Origin of the sequence: Pseudomonas farsensis, from assembly GCF_014268805.2 — a bacterium.
GTDB classification, from domain to species: Bacteria; Pseudomonadota; Gammaproteobacteria; order Pseudomonadales; family Pseudomonadaceae; genus Aquipseudomonas; species Aquipseudomonas farsensis.
This window is the reverse complement of the sequence record NZ_JABWRF020000001.1, coordinates 1434619-1449558: the sequence shown is the minus strand read 5'-3', so window position 1 is coordinate 1449558 and position 14940 is coordinate 1434619. Positions and strand designations below refer to the sequence as shown.

Sequence of the window (14940 nt, the reverse complement as noted above, 5' to 3'; positions counted from 1 at the left end):
TGCGTCGCTGTTCTTTCATGCATGTTTTTTCACCTTCCATGATCCGCAGAAAACCGTCGAATAACGGCCCGATGGTAATGGATGTATCGCTCTGCCGGGTAGCACCGCACTCAGCAGGGCATATGCCAGGCTCGGCCCGATCAGGTAGCATTCACGGCAACTGCGCAAGCAAGCACATTCAAAGGAATAAATGTGGCACCCACTGGAAGCTGGCTGGATTGGCTAAAGGCAAAACAGACACCCGCCGCGTCATGGGCTGACCAGCGCCGCAACGAGGCATTGGAGCTGATCGCCAGCACCGCGCAAAGCGGCAGTTGGGCGCAGTTGAGCCGGCATCACAATGGCTTTGTGCGTGAAGTGGCGGTGCGTGAACTGGCCAGCACGCCATCGCCTGAAGCACTGGTTGAACTGATCGAGCGGCTCAATGACTGGGTGCCGCAAGTGCGGGAGCTGGCCGCCGCTGGCATCAAGGCCTACCTCAACAGCCCCGGTGCACCCGCATTGCTTTGCGCCCTCGACCCACTCATGGCGCTAGCTGCTCGCCAGCGTGCCGACCACGGCCCGACGCTGGCCAAGGTGCGCGCGGTGCTGCAAGGCGCCGATGTGCGCGAGGTGGTCTACGCGTGTTTCCAGGTTCGCCATGGCAAAGCCGCGTGCTACTTGTTCGCGCTGTTGCTGGAGGTGGTCGAGCCGACTGGGCCACTGCTGCGTGATGGCCTGGCCCACCGTGAACTGAACGTGCGCCTGGCGGCGATTGCGGCCTGCGAAGCCAGCGCCGGAGCCCAAGCCGTGGCACTGCTGGAAGCTGCGCTGCCACGCTCGATTGCCCGTGTGCGGGTGCGGCTGCTGCGCGCCCTGGTGCCCCTGCTCGAAGACCCGAAGGCGGTGCTGCAGGCGGCGCTGCTGGATGCCTCCCCGGCGGTACGCAGCTTTGCGCGTTGGGAAGCGCCACGCCATGGGGTGGACGCTCACGCCGTGCTGGCCGCGCAACTGGCACAGCCTATGCCGAGCCTTAAAAAACACTGGCTGGGGCTACTGGGGCTTGCCGGGGAGATTGGCGGCGAGCTGCCCGAAGCCTGGCGCAGTGCGGCATTGTTGGCTGGCTATCCGTCGGTGCGGCTTGCCGCCGTGCACCTACAGGATGATGCATCGGCGGGCACCCTGCTCGGGCTGCTCGAAGATGACGCCGACAAGGTCTTCGATGCAGTGATCGCGCGCCTTGGGAAGCTGCCCTGGGCTGCGCTCAACGCGCCGGTCAGCGCGAGCCTGGACACGCACTGGCAGCGTTTGCCAGAGCAGCGCCGGCGCCAGGTGCTGGGGTTGATGTCGCCGTGGCAACAAGCTGCCTACCTCGTCAAGCGGATGCAGGCAGAGCCTGTGCTTGAGGATTTCTGGTTGCAGGAAATCACCCGCTGGTGCAACCGCCAGTACCGGATAGTCGACCCGGTAACGCCAGTTGCCGAGCGTGAGGCGCTGGAGCAGACGCTCAAGGGCCTGGCTGCATCCGGGCTTATCGAGCGGGGATGCGTGGCGCGTGTGGTGAAGTGATCAGCACCTGGGCCAGCCTCCCGCAAAATCACAAGCGACGCGTTCGCGTGCAGGAGCGCGTCAGGCTCTAATCTGGAGCTACAATCCGTAACCTGCGCCACGCCCGAGCCCACCCGCATGCACATAGTCATCCCAGACGACTACCAGAACGTCATCCGTACCCTCGACTGCTACCGCCGCCTGGCTGGCCACGAAGTCACCGTGCTGCATGACCGCGAACCTGCCTCGCTTGATGAACTGGCCGCACGCTTTGCCAATGCCGATGCACTGGTACTGACCCGGGAGCGCACGCGTATCGACGCGGCCCTGCTGCAACGCCTGCCGCGGCTCAAACTGATCAGCCAGACTGGCAAGATCGCCGGCCACCTCGACCTTGCTGCCTGCACCGCGCACGGTGTGGTGGTGACCGAGGGGCGCGGCTCACCCGTGGCCCCGGCAGAACTGGCCTGGGCGCTGATCCTCAACGCCCGTCGCCAACTGGTGCCCGCCATCGACGCAATGCGCCAGGGGCTGTGGCAGGTCAATCTGGGCCAGGCCGTTGCCGGTCAGGTGCTGGGCATCTGGGGCTACGGCAAGATCGGCCAACGGCTGGCGCGCTATGCCCAGGCATTCGATATGCAAGTACTGGTGTGGGGCAGCGAGGCCAGCCGCGCCGCTGCCCAGGCTGACGGGCACCGGGCGGCGGGCTCGCGCGAGGCGTTTTTTGCCGAGGCGGATATCCTCAGCCTCAACCTGCGGCTGTCCGACAGCACTCGCCACCTGGTGACGCTGGATGACCTTGGGCGGATGAAAGCCGACGCGCTGCTGGTCAACGTCAGCCGCGCCGAACTGATCACACCGGGCGCCCTGGAGCAGGCATTGGATGCCGGCAGGCCGGGGTTTGCGGCGCTGGATGTGTTCGAGCAAGAACCGCTGCTGAACCCTGACCACCCGCTGCTGCGTAACCCGCGCGTGCTGTGCACGCCGCACCTGGGCTATGTGGAAAAAAACGGCTATGAACTGTACTTCGGCGATGCGTTCAACAACGTGCTGGCCTATTGCGCCGGAGCCCCGACCCAGGTGGCCAACCCCGAAGCACTGGGTCACTCGTAGTCGTCGCTGACCTCCAGCGGGTAGATGCCCACCTGACTGATCGGGTAGATGCCCAGCCGCTTGCCGGTGACCTCGTCGTGGGCCACGGCCTGGCGTGCCGGTAGCGCATTGCCGGTGGTAAGGTCCTTGGCGGGCGCCTTGTCATTGGCGGCGAAAATCAGCCTGCCTTGCCTGCCCTTGACCACCGTGCCGGCCGGGTACTCCATGCCCTGGAGTTGCAGCGCCTGGGCAAGCTGTGCCGACCAAGAGAAAACCTCACGGCGCTCGCTATCGAGCACCAGGCGCAGCGCCAGCACGCTCATGCGGCCCAGGCGGATGGGCGTTTGTGACTCATCGGCCTGTAACTGCCACCCGTCCTTGCCGATGGCATTCAACGTGACCGCGTCCGGCCACTGGATGCCGCCCGCGTGGCTGCCAGCGGCGAGCGTGCAGCGCCCCAGGCGCCAGTCAGCGAATACGAACGGCGCGTTGAAGGGGTAGACCATGTGCACCTCGCTTTGTGGCGAGCATTGCCAGCCTTCAATCCAGGCTGGGGCCTCGATGCTCAGGTCAGCCAGGCCACGGGCGTCATCAAGCTCCAGGCGGCTCACCTGCATGCCGAGAATCTGGCCGGGAGTGCGTTTGAATTCGGCGCGTTTCAGGCTTGCCAAGCCGTACGGCAGTGGGTTGCCGCTGAGGTCGCTGAGTGGCGCAAGGCGCTGCAGCCAGACGTTGGTTCCCGCTGGCAGGTGCAGGTCGCCCAAGGTTTGCGGCTGCTTGAGCGTCGGGTTCAGCGCCTGGCTTTGCTGCCAGTCTTCAAACCACTGATAGAACAAGCTCAGCATCGGCAAGCTGCCCAGCAGCAAGAGCACGGCCAAGGGGATGAAGCGGCGGCGCAGCGACCAGAAATAGGCTCGCCGGCGAGGGATGCACAGGGCGACCAGGCCTACCGTCAGCGCCAGCAGGCATTGCAGGGATAGCAGCAGAAGCAGGAAGGCGACAAGCATGCCTGCGGGGTTTACTGGGATCATCGACTTCCTTGTGGATTTGCACGCTGGCTGGCGCAGGGTATTACAGAATTTGAAAGGAGCAAGCGTTTTAGGGTTACTGCCCCGCGATGAGCATGGGTACCCATGCGACTCCGGCTGGATGCTGGAAGCCAAACCGTTGTGGCGAGCGGGCTTGTACAAAACCATGGAACCGCCCACTGGAAAGACCCAGCAAATGAACTCGCGACGAACCCAAGGTATACTCCCCAACCGTCGCGCCCTTGAGCGCTGCGTTGCCCAACTTCTGCAGGATGCACCATGTCGAGCCAGCAAATCGCCCCCCTCCCCGACACCACCCTCACCGCCACCCCCGCGCCGCTCACTGAGGCTCTGAACCTGCTGCAGCAGGCACAGGCACGGCTGGCCGAGCGAGTGCGCACCATCAGCCGCGGGTTCCTGGCCGTTATTTCGGTGTTCTGTGCCTTCTTGCTGGTCAAGTGGGTATGGGCCGGGCACTACTTCGGCGGGCCAATCCTCGCTGGCATCATCTGGTGGGTACTGGGCTTTCTTTATGGGCCGGTGTCGCTGCTGTGGCGCCCGCAGCAATGGGCGGTCGACAAAGCCTGGAAGCATGCCGATGACGTGCGCCGCGAGGCCGGCAAGGCGTTCATGCAAAGCCAGGCCCTCGGCGCCTACCGCTGGATCACCCGCAACGGGCGCATGCTCGGCGTTTACCCCGACAGCGGCATGCTCTACCTGCTGGCCGACCACAGCGGTGAACGCCATGCGTTGATGGACGCCACCCGCGTGGTCAAGCAGGTGCGCGTCGATGAACAGGCGCAAACCAACGTCACCAGCAATACCACCACCACCCACAGCAGCCGCCACGTCTACGGTTTTACCAACAACTGGGGCATGCTCGGCGGCGGCAAGTCACGCTCGACCACCACGACCACCAGCACCACGGTGCGCAGCTTCACCCTGCAGGTGCAGTTGCAGTGCGAAGGCCAGCACCCGTTCTGGGTGGAAATGCCCTTCGGCGCCGACTGGCAAGAAGCGCAAAACTGGAAACTGCTCATCGAGCAGGCCGTAGGCCGATAAGCCGGCCCGATACCCACTCAGGCCCCGCCATGGACGAACTGCGCAAGATCGACCTGAACCTGCTGCTGGCGCTCAACGCGCTGCTCAGCGAAAAGCATGTCACCCGCGCAGCCGTTCGCCTGCACCGCAGCCAGCCCGCTGTCAGCCACGCGCTGGCGCAGTTGCGCACGCATTTTGACGACCCGCTGCTGGTGCGCCAGCAAGGCCGCATGGTCCTTACGGCGCGTGCCCAGTCGCTGGCCAAGCCACTGCAGGATGCGCTGGCCAGCCTCAATGGCCTGCTCGCTGCGCCCAACTTCGACCCGGCCTCGGCGCAGCGGCGCTTTCGGCTGTCGCTGTCTGACTATGCCTCGCGGATCATCCTGCCGCCGCTGGTGAAATTCCTGCGGCGCAACGCCCCCGGCATCGACCTGGCCATCAGCCAGGCCAGCCGCGAGGTCATGATGGCGCAGTTGCAGGACGGCGAACTGGACCTGGCGCTTGGGGTATTCAACGACGTGCCCGAAGGCATCACCTTGCAAGCGCTGTTCAGCGAGGACTTCATCAGCGTGGCAGACCGCAACAGCTTGCCAGCCAGTGGCGCGCTGCCGCTCGAGCAATGGCTGGCGCGCCCCCATGTGCTTTTGGCGATGCGCCCGGATGCCTTCGATGAGATCGAGCGCGCCCTCGCCGCCCTCGGGCTCAGCCGCCATATCGCGCTGGTGTTGCCGCACTGGAGCGCAGCCCTTGAGGTGCTGCCAGGCACCGACCTGGTGCTGACCGTCGCCAGCCGCGCGGCAGCCTCGGTCGAGCGCTACGACACCCTCGCCCGCTTCGCCCCGCCCTTTACCGCGCCACGCATCGCGTATCAGCAGGCCTGGCACGCGCGCAAGGACAACGACCCCGCGCACCGCTGGCTGCGCGAAGCGCTATACGCCTGCAGCCAGCCGCAGCAGGGCTAGGCCGGCCTACTTGCCGCCGGGCACCGCGACAGCTGCCGGCGCAGAAGTGCCGACGCCCTGCACCAGCAGCACGCCACCCATAATCAACAGCACACCCGACACCTTGGCGATGCTGACCGCTTTCTCGGCAAGCCCCATCAAACCGAAGTGATCCACCGCCACTGCCGTGAATATCTGTCCGGCAACGACCAGCATCAAGAAGCCGCCAGCGCCAAGCTTGGGTGTCAGCGCGGCCGCACCCGCCACATACAATGCACCCAGCACGCCGCCGATCCACAGCCACCAAGGGCCTTGTAGCGCCTTGCCCAGGTTGGGCGCCGCAACCCGCAGCACCAACAACGCCGCCACCACAACCACGGTACTGACCAGCAACGATGTCAGCGCGCCCCACAATGGGTGCCCAAGCGCACGGCCCACGGCGGCATTGCTGGCGGCCTGGAACGGAAGTGCTGCGCCGGCCAGCAAGGCCAGGCCTGCCGGAAGGAACGCAAAAAAAGTGGCTTTGCTGAACATGGTCTGCCTCTGCATAAAAGTGGTTGGCAGACGATCCCGCATAGCCATCATGGATGGAAATCGAAAATGTGCACTCTCCATATTCGTCTCCCGAATATCATTAACCAGCCGACACCTGTCCCGGACGCCGACGCACGGCTATTTCGCCCATGGTGAAACCGCCCCTGCCCTGTGTATGCTGCTCGCGCCCCATGTACCGGACGTTCCTCTCCCATGCCCGTTGACCTGCAAGCCCTCTACCCAAGGCTGATCCACCTGATGCTGGACGCCGTTTTCGTGGTCGACCGGGACAACGCCATCGTCTTCGTCAGCGATGCCTGCGAGGCCCTGCTCGGCTATCAGGCCAGCGAGCTGATCGGCACACCGATCACCCGCTACATGCACCCCGACGACCTCGAAGCCACCCGCGCATCGATTGTGCGGGTGATGAACGGCCAGCCCCACTTTGACTTTCGCAACCGTTATATCCGCAAGGACGGCGCGGTGGTGCACATCCTCTGGGCGGCGTTCTGGTCGGACGAAGTAGGCGCGCGCATTGGCGTGGCGCGCAACGTAACAGCACTGACCGAGGCCGAGCAGGAGCTACGTTTTCTTGCCCATCACGACCCGCTGACAAGGCTGAGCAACCGTTCGCTGTTCAATCAGCGCCTGGCGGCTGCGTTGCAGGCAGCGCAGCGCCAACAGCAGCCACTTGCGCTGTTGTTTCTGGATGTCAACGGCTTCAAGGCAATCAACGACCTGTACGGCCATGCCTTGGGCGACCGCGTGCTGTGCGCGGTGGCGCGGCGCCTGGAAAGCTGCGTGGGCCGCTCGGGCACTGTGGCGCGGATGGGCGGCGACGAGTTCACCATATTGCTCACCGACAGCTACACCGCTGCCGCGGTGAGCGAGCGCATGGCGCAGATTCTGGCGGTAATGGCCGAGCCGCTGGGCGATGCGTTTGGCGGCCTGGCAATGCCATCGTGCAGCATTGGCGTGGCCTGCTACCCGGCAGATGGCTTGGATGCAGACGCGCTGCTCAGCCATGCCGATGGCGACATGTATGAGAAAAAACGCCGCAGGTATAGCGCCCGAGGCTAGATAGGCTCCGGGCTTGGACGGTCGATGCGAACGCTATGCGCTGTAGGAGCGGCCTTGTGTCGCGAAAGGGCCGCTTTGCGGCCCCGGCGATATCAGCTGGGTGCACATATCCTGGGGCCGCTTCGCAGCCCATCGCGGCGCAAGGCCGCTCCTACAATTTAGGTGCCTGGCCAGACATAGGCCTTACTTGGCGGCGTAGCCGTTGCAGGTACCCTTCTCCACCGCCATTTTGCCCAGCGGCGAGCCAGAGAGTTGAGTAACCATGCCGTCAACTTCAGCCTTGTACTGCGGCTCGGACTGCACTTTCAGAATCTCGGCCTTCAGCGGCGCCTCGACAGGCTCCTTGGCCAGCAGGTTGGCGACTGTGCCATTCAGGCCGGGTACGGCCTTGTTGCAGACCTGCTCCATGGCAACGATGGTGACCGCTACCTGGTGGTTCTCTGCCTGCGAGCTGGCCAGAGCGACGTTGCCAAGGCCAAGTGTTGCCACGCAGAGCGCCGCAGCGCTGATCCGTGCTGAGAACATGCAAAACTCCTTTTCCCGAAAATGAACGAGGCCGATTGCGGCCTCGGAGTCGTCGGACCACGGAATCTGCATTAGGTTGCATTAAACGCTTCGAGTCAGCCCGCCATCGACCTTAAGGTTCTGGCCGGTGATATACGCCGCCCCATCGCTTGCCAGGAACGCTACCGTCGCAGCAATTTCCTCGCTGGTGCCATAGCGCTTGAGCGGCACCATGTCGCGGCGTTGCTCGGTGGCCGGCAAGCTGTCGATCCAGCCCGGCAATACGTTGTTGATGCGCACATTGTCGGCCGCGTAGGTGTCGGCGAATATCTTGCTGAATGCCGCAAGCCCCGCACGGAACACGGCCGATGTGGGGAACATCTCGCTGGGTTCGAAGGCCCAGGCGGTCGAGATGTTGATGATCACCCCGCCCTTTTGCTGCTGCATGATCGGCGTTACCAGCCGCGCCGGGCGGATTACATTGAGCAAGTACACCTCCATGCCCGTATGCCAGTCATCATCGCTGATCTGCAGAATCGGTGCGCGCGGGCCGTGGCCTGCGCTATTGACCAGCACATCCACCCGCCCCCACTTGGCCATTACCGCATCGACCAGGCGTTGCAGGTCGTCGACCGACTGGTTGCTGCCCGTGACACCAATGCCGCCCAGCTCGGCCGCCAGCGCCTCGCCTTTGCCCGAGGACGACAGAATGCCCACCTTGAAGCCATCGGCGGCCAGGCGCCGCGCCGCTGCTGCGCCCATGCCGCTGCCGCCGGCGGTGATGATTGCCACTTTCTGAACTGACATGCTGCCTCCTGATGAACTGCGTTCGAGTGCAGTCACCCTAGCAGCCAGGTGCAGAGGCAGGCAGACAGCGCAGCAAGCGTCAGCCAGTAGCTCAGCTATTGGCTGCCTGCTGCCGGAGCCAATCCCTGACCACCCGCAGCGCATCCCCAGCCTGAGCCTTGCGTGGCCAGACCAGGTAAAACGCCTTGTCCAGCCGCCACTGCAAGCTGAATACCTGCTCAAGCCTGCCCGCCGCCAGGTCGGCCTCGACGAAAGCACGGCTGGCCAAGGTAATACCTTGCCCGGCCACAGCGGCCTCGATGGCCAGCGACGTCTGGTTGAAACGCACATTGCGTGCCGTTGCCGGCGGGTGGCCGGGAAACACCGCAGCGCTGAACGCGGGCCAATAGTCATGGGCATCGTGCAAGGCTACGAAACGTTGCAGGGCTTCGAAGCTATCGGGACGGCCCTTCTCGCCCAGCAATCCGGGGCTCGCGACCGCCACCACGTGCGGCTGCATCAACATCTCGACGTTCAAGCCGGCGCCGAACGGCGGTGTGCCGTAGCGTACAGCCAGGTCTACCGCATCGGTGTGAAAGTGCGAGAGCCGGTCGGTGGCCAGCAGCCGCAGGTCGATATCGGGGTGGGCATCGGCAAAATGGCCAAGCCTTGGGATCAGCCACTTCGAGGCAAAGGTGGGGGTCACGCTGACGGTCAGTTGCAATGGCTGCGGCCGCAGCAACTGGGTTGCCTCATCGATTATCGCCAGGCCGCTACGCACGCTGGTGCTATAGGCGCGCCCAGCATCGGTCAGGCCCAGGCCACGCGGCAGACGCTCGAACAGGCGCACTTGCAGGCTCGCCTCCAGGCCCCGAATCTGCTGCGCCACGGCAGCCTGGGTCACACCCAGTTCCTCGGCGGCAAGGCGAAAATTGAGCTGGCGGGCGGCCACCTCGAACATGCGCAGCGCATTGAGCGACGGCAGCGCTGGGAATCCGGCAGGCATGGGGTGCAAATTCTATTGGCTGAGGTCACAGCAGGCTAACGCCACGCTTGCCCCATGGGAAGGCCAAGGGATCAGGTAGGTGGCACGAACGGCTTGTAGTTCGGGTCGCGGTACAGGTCGTTGCCGTATGAGGTTGTTCTCTCCGGGCCGCCATCGGGGTAGGTCACATCGGGGTTTGGCTTGAGCGTCCAGGCCCCGTCAGCACCCTGTTCAACGGTTGTCGGGAAAAGCTTGCAAGACCCCTCGTCGCCGGACGTCATGCGGAACTGATAATAACGACCGGGCTGGGGTGTGAACTTGGCGGTGACGAAGCAATAACGCGTTTTTTCGCCTTCCCAGCTCATGTAAACCTCGGTTTCTTTACCTGGGTGCACAGCGGTTTCATAAAAGTCGAAGGTCAGGTCCTGGCCGGCTTTGGGCATGCCGATGTCCTGGGTGTGAATGAACGGCAAGGGCCCGGTACGCACCACCCCGCCTGAGCGCACGCCATTGCTGTACTGATAGATGCTGGCATGCTGGGTGAAGTTGATGATGCGTATGAACGCCGGGTTCGGCTCGTTTTGCGGTGCGGTGAAATACTCGGTACGGGGCAAGTACTGACAGCCGGCCAACAGCGGCAAGGCGAGTAAATAGACGTGCAGACGCATGGTCGGGTCCCTTGACTTGTGTGCCAGCAAAGACCACTCAAAAGCTCGATGATTCCCTGAACAGTTGTACGGTCACAATCCTCTGTTCAACTGCACCCGCCGTTTTGCTGAAGACGCCACCGGCGCAAATCCTACGCAACTCGACGAAAAGCGCCCTGCGCCCTTTCGAACTGTGGCAAGTGAAGGCACAATGCGTGTCCTTTTTTTGGCCGGCCTGGCCGGGGGCCTATTAGATGATCAAAACGCCGTACTACCTCATCGATAAACAAAAGCTGCTGGGCAACATGGAAAAAATCGCCTACGTGCGCGAAAAATCCGGTGCCAAGGCCCTGCTTGCCCTCAAGTGCTTCGCCACCTGGTCGGTGTTCGACCTGATGCAGCAGTACATGGACGGCACCACGTCGTCTTCGCTGTTCGAGCTCAAGCTCGGCCGCCAGAAGTTTGCCGGCGAAACCCACGCCTACAGCGTGGCCTGGGCCGACGATGAAGTCGAAGAGATGCTCGAAAACTGCGACAAGATCATCTTCAACTCGATCGGCCAGCTGCAACGCTTCGCCGAACAGTCCCAAGGCAAGGTCCGCGGCCTGCGTGTCAACCCACAGGTCAGCAGCTCCGATTACCTGCTGGCAGACCCTGCGCGCCCCTTCAGCCGTCTGGGCGAATGGGACCCGGTGAAAATCGAGCAGGTCATCGAGCAGATTTCCGGTTTCATGTTCCACAACAACTGCGAGAACGGCGACTTCGGCCTGTTCGACAAAATGCTCAGCCACATCGAAGAGCGCTTCGGCCACCTGCTGCACAAGGTCGAATGGGTAAGCCTGGGTGGCGGCATCCACTTCACCGGCGAAGACTATGCCGTGGAGGCGTTCTGCGCGCGCCTGAAGGCATTCTCCGAGCAGTACGGCGTGCAGGTTTACCTGGAGCCTGGCGAAGCGGCCATCACCAACAGCGCCTCGCTGGAAGTGACAGTGCTCGACACCCTGTACAACGGCAAGCACCTGGCCGTAGTCGACAGCTCGATCGAAGCACACCTGCTCGACCTGCTGATCTACCGCCTCAACGCCAAGATGGCCCCCAACGATGGCGAGCACACCTATATGGTCTGCGGCAAATCGTGCCTGGCCGGTGACATCTTCGGCGAGTACCAGTTCGACAAACCCCTGGCCATCGGCGATCGCCTGTCGTTCATCGACACGGCGGGCTACACCATGGTCAAGAAAAACTGGTTCAACGGTCTGAAAATGCCTTCCATCGCGGTCAAGCAACTCGACGGCAGCGTCGAAGTAGTGCGCGAGTTCGGTTTCGACGACTACGTTTCCAGCCTGTCCTAAGACGGCTACCACAGTAAGGAGCATGGGATAAATTGAAGAAGAACGTTCTTATCATTGGTGCAGGAGGTGTCGCCAAGGTGGTGGCCCACAAGTGCGCACAGCATAACGACGAACTGGGTCGTATTGCGATTGCGTCACGGAACATCTCCAAATGCCAGGCCATCATCGACAGCGTCAAGGCCAAGGGTAGCCTCAAGGTACCCGCCGACATCCAGGCCTTCTCGCTAAACGCCCTCGATGTCGAGGCAACCAAGGCACTGATCCGCGAAACCGAATCGCAGATCGTGATCAACGTAGGCTCAGCGTTCCTTAACATGTCGGTGCTGCGTGCCTGCATCGATACCGGTGTGGCTTATCTGGACACCGCAATTCACGAAGAACCGGGCAAGATCTGCGAAACCCCGCCCTGGTACGGCAACTACGAGTGGAAACACCTCGAGGAATGCCAGCAGAAGAACATTACCGCCATTCTCGGCGTCGGTTTCGACCCGGGTGTGGTGAACAGCTACGCAAAACTTGCGCAGCAGCAGTATTTCGACCGCATTGATTCGATCGACATTCTCGACGTCAATGCCGGGTCCCACGGCAAGTACTTCGCCACCAACTTCGACCCGGAAATCAACTTCCGTGAGTTTACCGGGCAAGTCTGGAGCTGGCAGAACAGCCAGTGGACCAGCAACAGCATGTTCGAGGTCAAGCGCACCGACGACCTGCCGGTAGTGGGTTCGCAGAACCTGTACCTGACCGGCCACGACGAAGTGCACTCGATCTCGAAGAATCTCGGCGTGCCGAACGTGCGGTTCTGGATGAGCTTTGGCGAGCACTACATCAATGTGTTCACCGTGCTGAAAAACCTCGGCCTGCTCAGCGAGCAACCGGTCAAGACCGCCGAAGGCCTGGAAGTGGTACCGCTGAAAGTGGTCAAGGCCGTGCTGCCGGACCCAGCCTCGCTGGCCCCGGGCTACACCGGCAAGACCTGCATCGGCGACCTGGTCAAAGGCACCAAGGACGGCCAGCCGCGCGAGGTGTTCATCTACAACGTGGCTGACCACGAAGAGGCCTACGCCGAAACCGACAGCCAGGGCATTTCCTACACCGCTGGCGTGCCGCCAGTCGCTGCGGCGCTGTTGGTTGCCCGCGGCGAGTGGGATGCCGGGCGCATGGTCAACGTCGAGGAACTGCCAGCCGAGCCGTTCCTCAGGGCGCTTGATGTAATGGGCCTGCCGACCCGTGTCAAAGATGAAAAAGGCGACCGTCCGTGGGACGCTGAAGCCTGAGTAACACACCGCAAGGGCGCCATCTGGCGCCCTTTCTGCATCTATAGGCCAGCCACTGCCCTGGCGCTCGGACCTTTCGTTCAGGCCACGCCTGCGCTATCTTCGCCGCGCTGCCGGCAACCCCGCCATGACCTGCGCAGCGAAGGAACCGCCTGCATGCTTTCCAGCCGTACCCTCACCCTGATCCTGGGTGTCGCTTTCATCATGCTCGACCAGTGGGTCAAGCTCATCGCCCTGGTAGGCCTCAAGTCCCACAGCTATGTGTTCGGCAACCAGCATGCCTGGCTGGATGTGGCGCTGAGCCTGAACCCCGGCGCCTTCCTGAGCCTGGGCGCCGGCCTGTCGCCGCTGGTAAAGCAATTGATCTTCGTGGCCATGGTTGGCGTGGTGTGCTGCTGGGCGATTGTCTGGGCACTGCGCAACTGGGCAGCCACCCCCCTCAAGGCAGGTGCGGCGTATTTCATCGCCATGGGCGGTATTGCCAACCTGATCGACCGGGTGACCCGCGACGGCCATGTGGTCGACTACCTGGTGCTCAACCTCGGGCCGCTGCACACCGGCGTGTTCAACCTCGCCGACATTGCGATCATGGCCGGTGCCGGTGTGCTGCTGTGGACAGGCCTGAAAAAGCCACAAAGCTGAATAAGGTGATCGGGCGCTAACCTCAAGGTCGCGATGTTCATACCTGAAACGGCTGCACGCTCTGTTATAGCTGCCACACCTATAAAAAGAGACGCCTGTATGACCGCGCCTACCCCTGCCCCGCAGCGCCTGTTCGCGCTGTTCTGCCTGGCCAGTTTCCTGCTTTCGCTGTCATACGGCTGCACCTTCCTGCTGGCCAAACTAATGGCCGCCCACGGCGGCGGCGAGTCGGATGCCGGAAAGGTGATTGCCAGTGCCATGCTCAGCACCTTCGTGGCGGTGGTTTCCTGCGGGCACCTCAGCGACCGCATCGGCGCACCCCGCACCGTCGCCGGCGCGGCACTGTTGCTGGCCGGGGCCTGCCTGGGCTTTGCCTGGGCACCGGCGCAGGCCAACGTGCTGCTGCCGTTCGGCGTGCTGCTGGGGTTTGGCTGGGGCACGTTCTACACCCTCGGCCCAATCATCGTAGCGATGACCATCGAGCCGTCGCAACGGATGAAGTACTTCGCCCTGCTTTCGGGCAGCATGATGACCGGCATCGGCAGCGGGCCACTGACCGGGCGTATCTTCGAAGCCCTCGGCCTGCCCCTCGAAACTGCGTTCGTCAGCGCCGCTTGTGCCAGCGTGCTGGGCGGGCTGCTGTTCGTTGCCATCGCCGCGCCGCTGCGCCAGGCCCAGGCCGGCGTGGGGCCGCTTGGTGCGAGCCGGCTGAGCCTGCGCGCGGTACTGCGGGTGCTGGCGTCACCGGCAGTGTTCCCGATCATCATGGTCGGCCTGGGCGGCGCCATTTTTGCTGGGTTGTCGAGTTTTCAGACCAGTTATGCAGCCGCGCGGCAACTCGACTATTCGCTGTTCTTCGTGGGTTTTACCTGCGCCGCCATCAGCTGCCGCCTGCTGGTAGCGGGGCTGATCGTCAAGCGCGACCCGTACCTGTTTGCCTGCCTGCTCAGCGGGCTGATGGTGCTGGCGGTCTTGATGCTGAGCTTTACCGTGTACAGCGGCGCCGCGTATGTGCTGGCCGCAGCGGTGCTGGGGGTGGGCTACGGGCTGACCTACTCGGTAATCAACGGCCAGGCTGCCAATCAGGCACCGGCTGGTCATATGGCCCAGGCATTGGTGCTGTTCAGCCTGGCGTACTTTATCGGTGTATTCGGTTTTCCGTGGCTGGCCGGGCAGGTCATCGAGCAGGCTGGGGTGGCTGGGTTGCTTGAGGTGGTACTGCTGCTGGCACTGATCAATTGGGCGATCAGCCTGGGGCGGCTGGGGTGGCGCTGGCGGGCTCGGCGGCTGACAGGGGCGCTGGGGATAGGCAGTAAGCAGCGCGAGATAAACTCATAGGATGTGGCCTACATAGAGCGAAGAAAAGCCCGGTCTGGACCACAGCCTCATCTTAAGAAGGTCCCAGCTCCCCAGCCCATCTCACCCTGAAGAAGATCGCTGACTCGTTAGAATTCACACACTCGACAAACAAATTGGCGATGCCGTTGGCCTACTGAATCAGTCA

General features: G+C 63.1%; 15 protein-coding genes. 9 read left to right on the top strand and 6 right to left on the bottom strand.

Annotation, left to right across the window (positions count from 1 at the left end; all coding sequences use genetic code 11):
• The first annotated feature begins 192 nt into the window (after window positions 1–192).
• Window positions 193–1548 carry a PBS lyase gene (locus HU719_RS06555; protein WP_186534972.1) on the top strand — a complete coding sequence of 452 codons (1356 nt, stop codon included), beginning with the start codon at window positions 193–195 and terminating at the stop codon, window positions 1546–1548.
• A gap of 117 nt (window positions 1549–1665) precedes the next feature.
• Window positions 1666–2640, top strand: a complete 975-nt coding sequence (locus tag HU719_RS06550; protein WP_186534973.1) for a D-2-hydroxyacid dehydrogenase family protein — start codon at window positions 1666–1668, stop codon at window positions 2638–2640.
• On the opposite strand, the gene HU719_RS06545 is transcribed toward HU719_RS06550, so the two are convergent.
• Window positions 2631–3650 carry a hypothetical protein gene (locus tag HU719_RS06545; protein ID WP_186534974.1) on the bottom strand — a complete coding sequence of 340 codons (1020 nt, stop codon included), beginning with the start codon at window positions 3648–3650 and terminating at the stop codon, window positions 2631–2633. The genes HU719_RS06550 and HU719_RS06545 overlap by 10 nt on opposite strands.
• A 276-nt stretch (window positions 3651–3926) precedes the next feature.
• Here HU719_RS06545 and HU719_RS06540 point away from each other — a divergent pair, with 276 nt between their 5' ends.
• The gene (locus tag HU719_RS06540) at window positions 3927–4709 is read left to right on the top strand and encodes a hypothetical protein (RefSeq protein ID WP_186534975.1); all 783 of its coding nucleotides are present in this window, start codon (window positions 3927–3929) and stop codon (window positions 4707–4709) included.
• 29 nt (window positions 4710–4738) lie between these two features.
• Window positions 4739–5650 (top strand): LysR family transcriptional regulator, encoded by a 912-nt coding sequence (locus HU719_RS06535; protein WP_186534976.1) that lies wholly within the window; start codon window positions 4739–4741, stop codon window positions 5648–5650.
• A 6-nt stretch (window positions 5651–5656) separates the two neighbouring features.
• On the opposite strand, the gene HU719_RS06530 is transcribed toward HU719_RS06535, so the two are convergent.
• Window positions 5657–6163, bottom strand: a complete 507-nt coding sequence (locus tag HU719_RS06530; RefSeq protein WP_186534977.1) for a DMT family transporter — start codon at window positions 6161–6163, stop codon at window positions 5657–5659.
• Between the two features lie 213 nt (window positions 6164–6376).
• Here HU719_RS06530 and HU719_RS06525 point away from each other — a divergent pair, with 213 nt between their 5' ends.
• Window positions 6377–7243: a sensor domain-containing diguanylate cyclase gene (locus HU719_RS06525; RefSeq protein ID WP_186534978.1), complete on the top strand. Its 867-nt coding sequence runs from the start codon at window positions 6377–6379 to the stop codon at window positions 7241–7243.
• A 183-nt stretch (window positions 7244–7426) separates the two neighbouring features.
• Here HU719_RS06525 and HU719_RS06520 read toward each other — a convergent pair whose 3' ends face one another.
• The 4 genes from HU719_RS06520 to HU719_RS06505 all read right to left on the bottom strand — a co-directional run bounded on the left by HU719_RS06520 (window position 7427) and on the right by HU719_RS06505 (window position 10186).
• The gene (locus HU719_RS06520) at window positions 7427–7768 is read right to left on the bottom strand and encodes a hypothetical protein (RefSeq protein WP_186517796.1); all 342 of its coding nucleotides are present in this window, start codon (window positions 7766–7768) and stop codon (window positions 7427–7429) included.
• 81 nt (window positions 7769–7849) lie between these two features.
• Entirely contained in the window at window positions 7850–8554 is a 705-nt protein-coding gene (locus tag HU719_RS06515) for an SDR family oxidoreductase (RefSeq protein WP_186517798.1), read from the bottom strand.
• Window positions 8555–8645: 91 nt separating this feature from the next.
• Window positions 8646–9539: a LysR substrate-binding domain-containing protein gene (locus HU719_RS06510; RefSeq protein WP_186534979.1), complete on the bottom strand. Its 894-nt coding sequence runs from the start codon at window positions 9537–9539 to the stop codon at window positions 8646–8648.
• A gap of 71 nt (window positions 9540–9610) precedes the next feature.
• The gene (locus HU719_RS06505) at window positions 9611–10186 is read right to left on the bottom strand and encodes a hypothetical protein (protein WP_186534980.1); all 576 of its coding nucleotides are present in this window, start codon (window positions 10184–10186) and stop codon (window positions 9611–9613) included.
• A 233-nt stretch (window positions 10187–10419) separates the two neighbouring features.
• Here HU719_RS06505 and HU719_RS06500 point away from each other — a divergent pair, with 233 nt between their 5' ends.
• The 4 genes from HU719_RS06500 to HU719_RS06485 all read left to right on the top strand — a co-directional run bounded on the left by HU719_RS06500 (window position 10420) and on the right by HU719_RS06485 (window position 14774).
• Complete coding sequence (locus tag HU719_RS06500) at window positions 10420–11517, top strand: carboxynorspermidine decarboxylase (protein ID WP_186534981.1); 1098 nt, start codon at window positions 10420–10422, stop codon at window positions 11515–11517.
• 32 nt (window positions 11518–11549) lie between these two features.
• Entirely contained in the window at window positions 11550–12794 is a 1245-nt protein-coding gene (locus HU719_RS06495; protein WP_186534982.1) for a saccharopine dehydrogenase family protein, read from the top strand.
• 156 nt (window positions 12795–12950) lie between these two features.
• Window positions 12951–13436: a signal peptidase II gene (locus tag HU719_RS06490; protein ID WP_186534983.1), complete on the top strand. Its 486-nt coding sequence runs from the start codon at window positions 12951–12953 to the stop codon at window positions 13434–13436.
• Between the two features lie 99 nt (window positions 13437–13535).
• Window positions 13536–14774, top strand: coding sequence for an MFS transporter (locus HU719_RS06485; RefSeq protein WP_186534984.1), 1239 nt, complete (start codon window positions 13536–13538; stop codon window positions 14772–14774).
• Window positions 14775–14940: the final 166 nt, after the last annotated feature.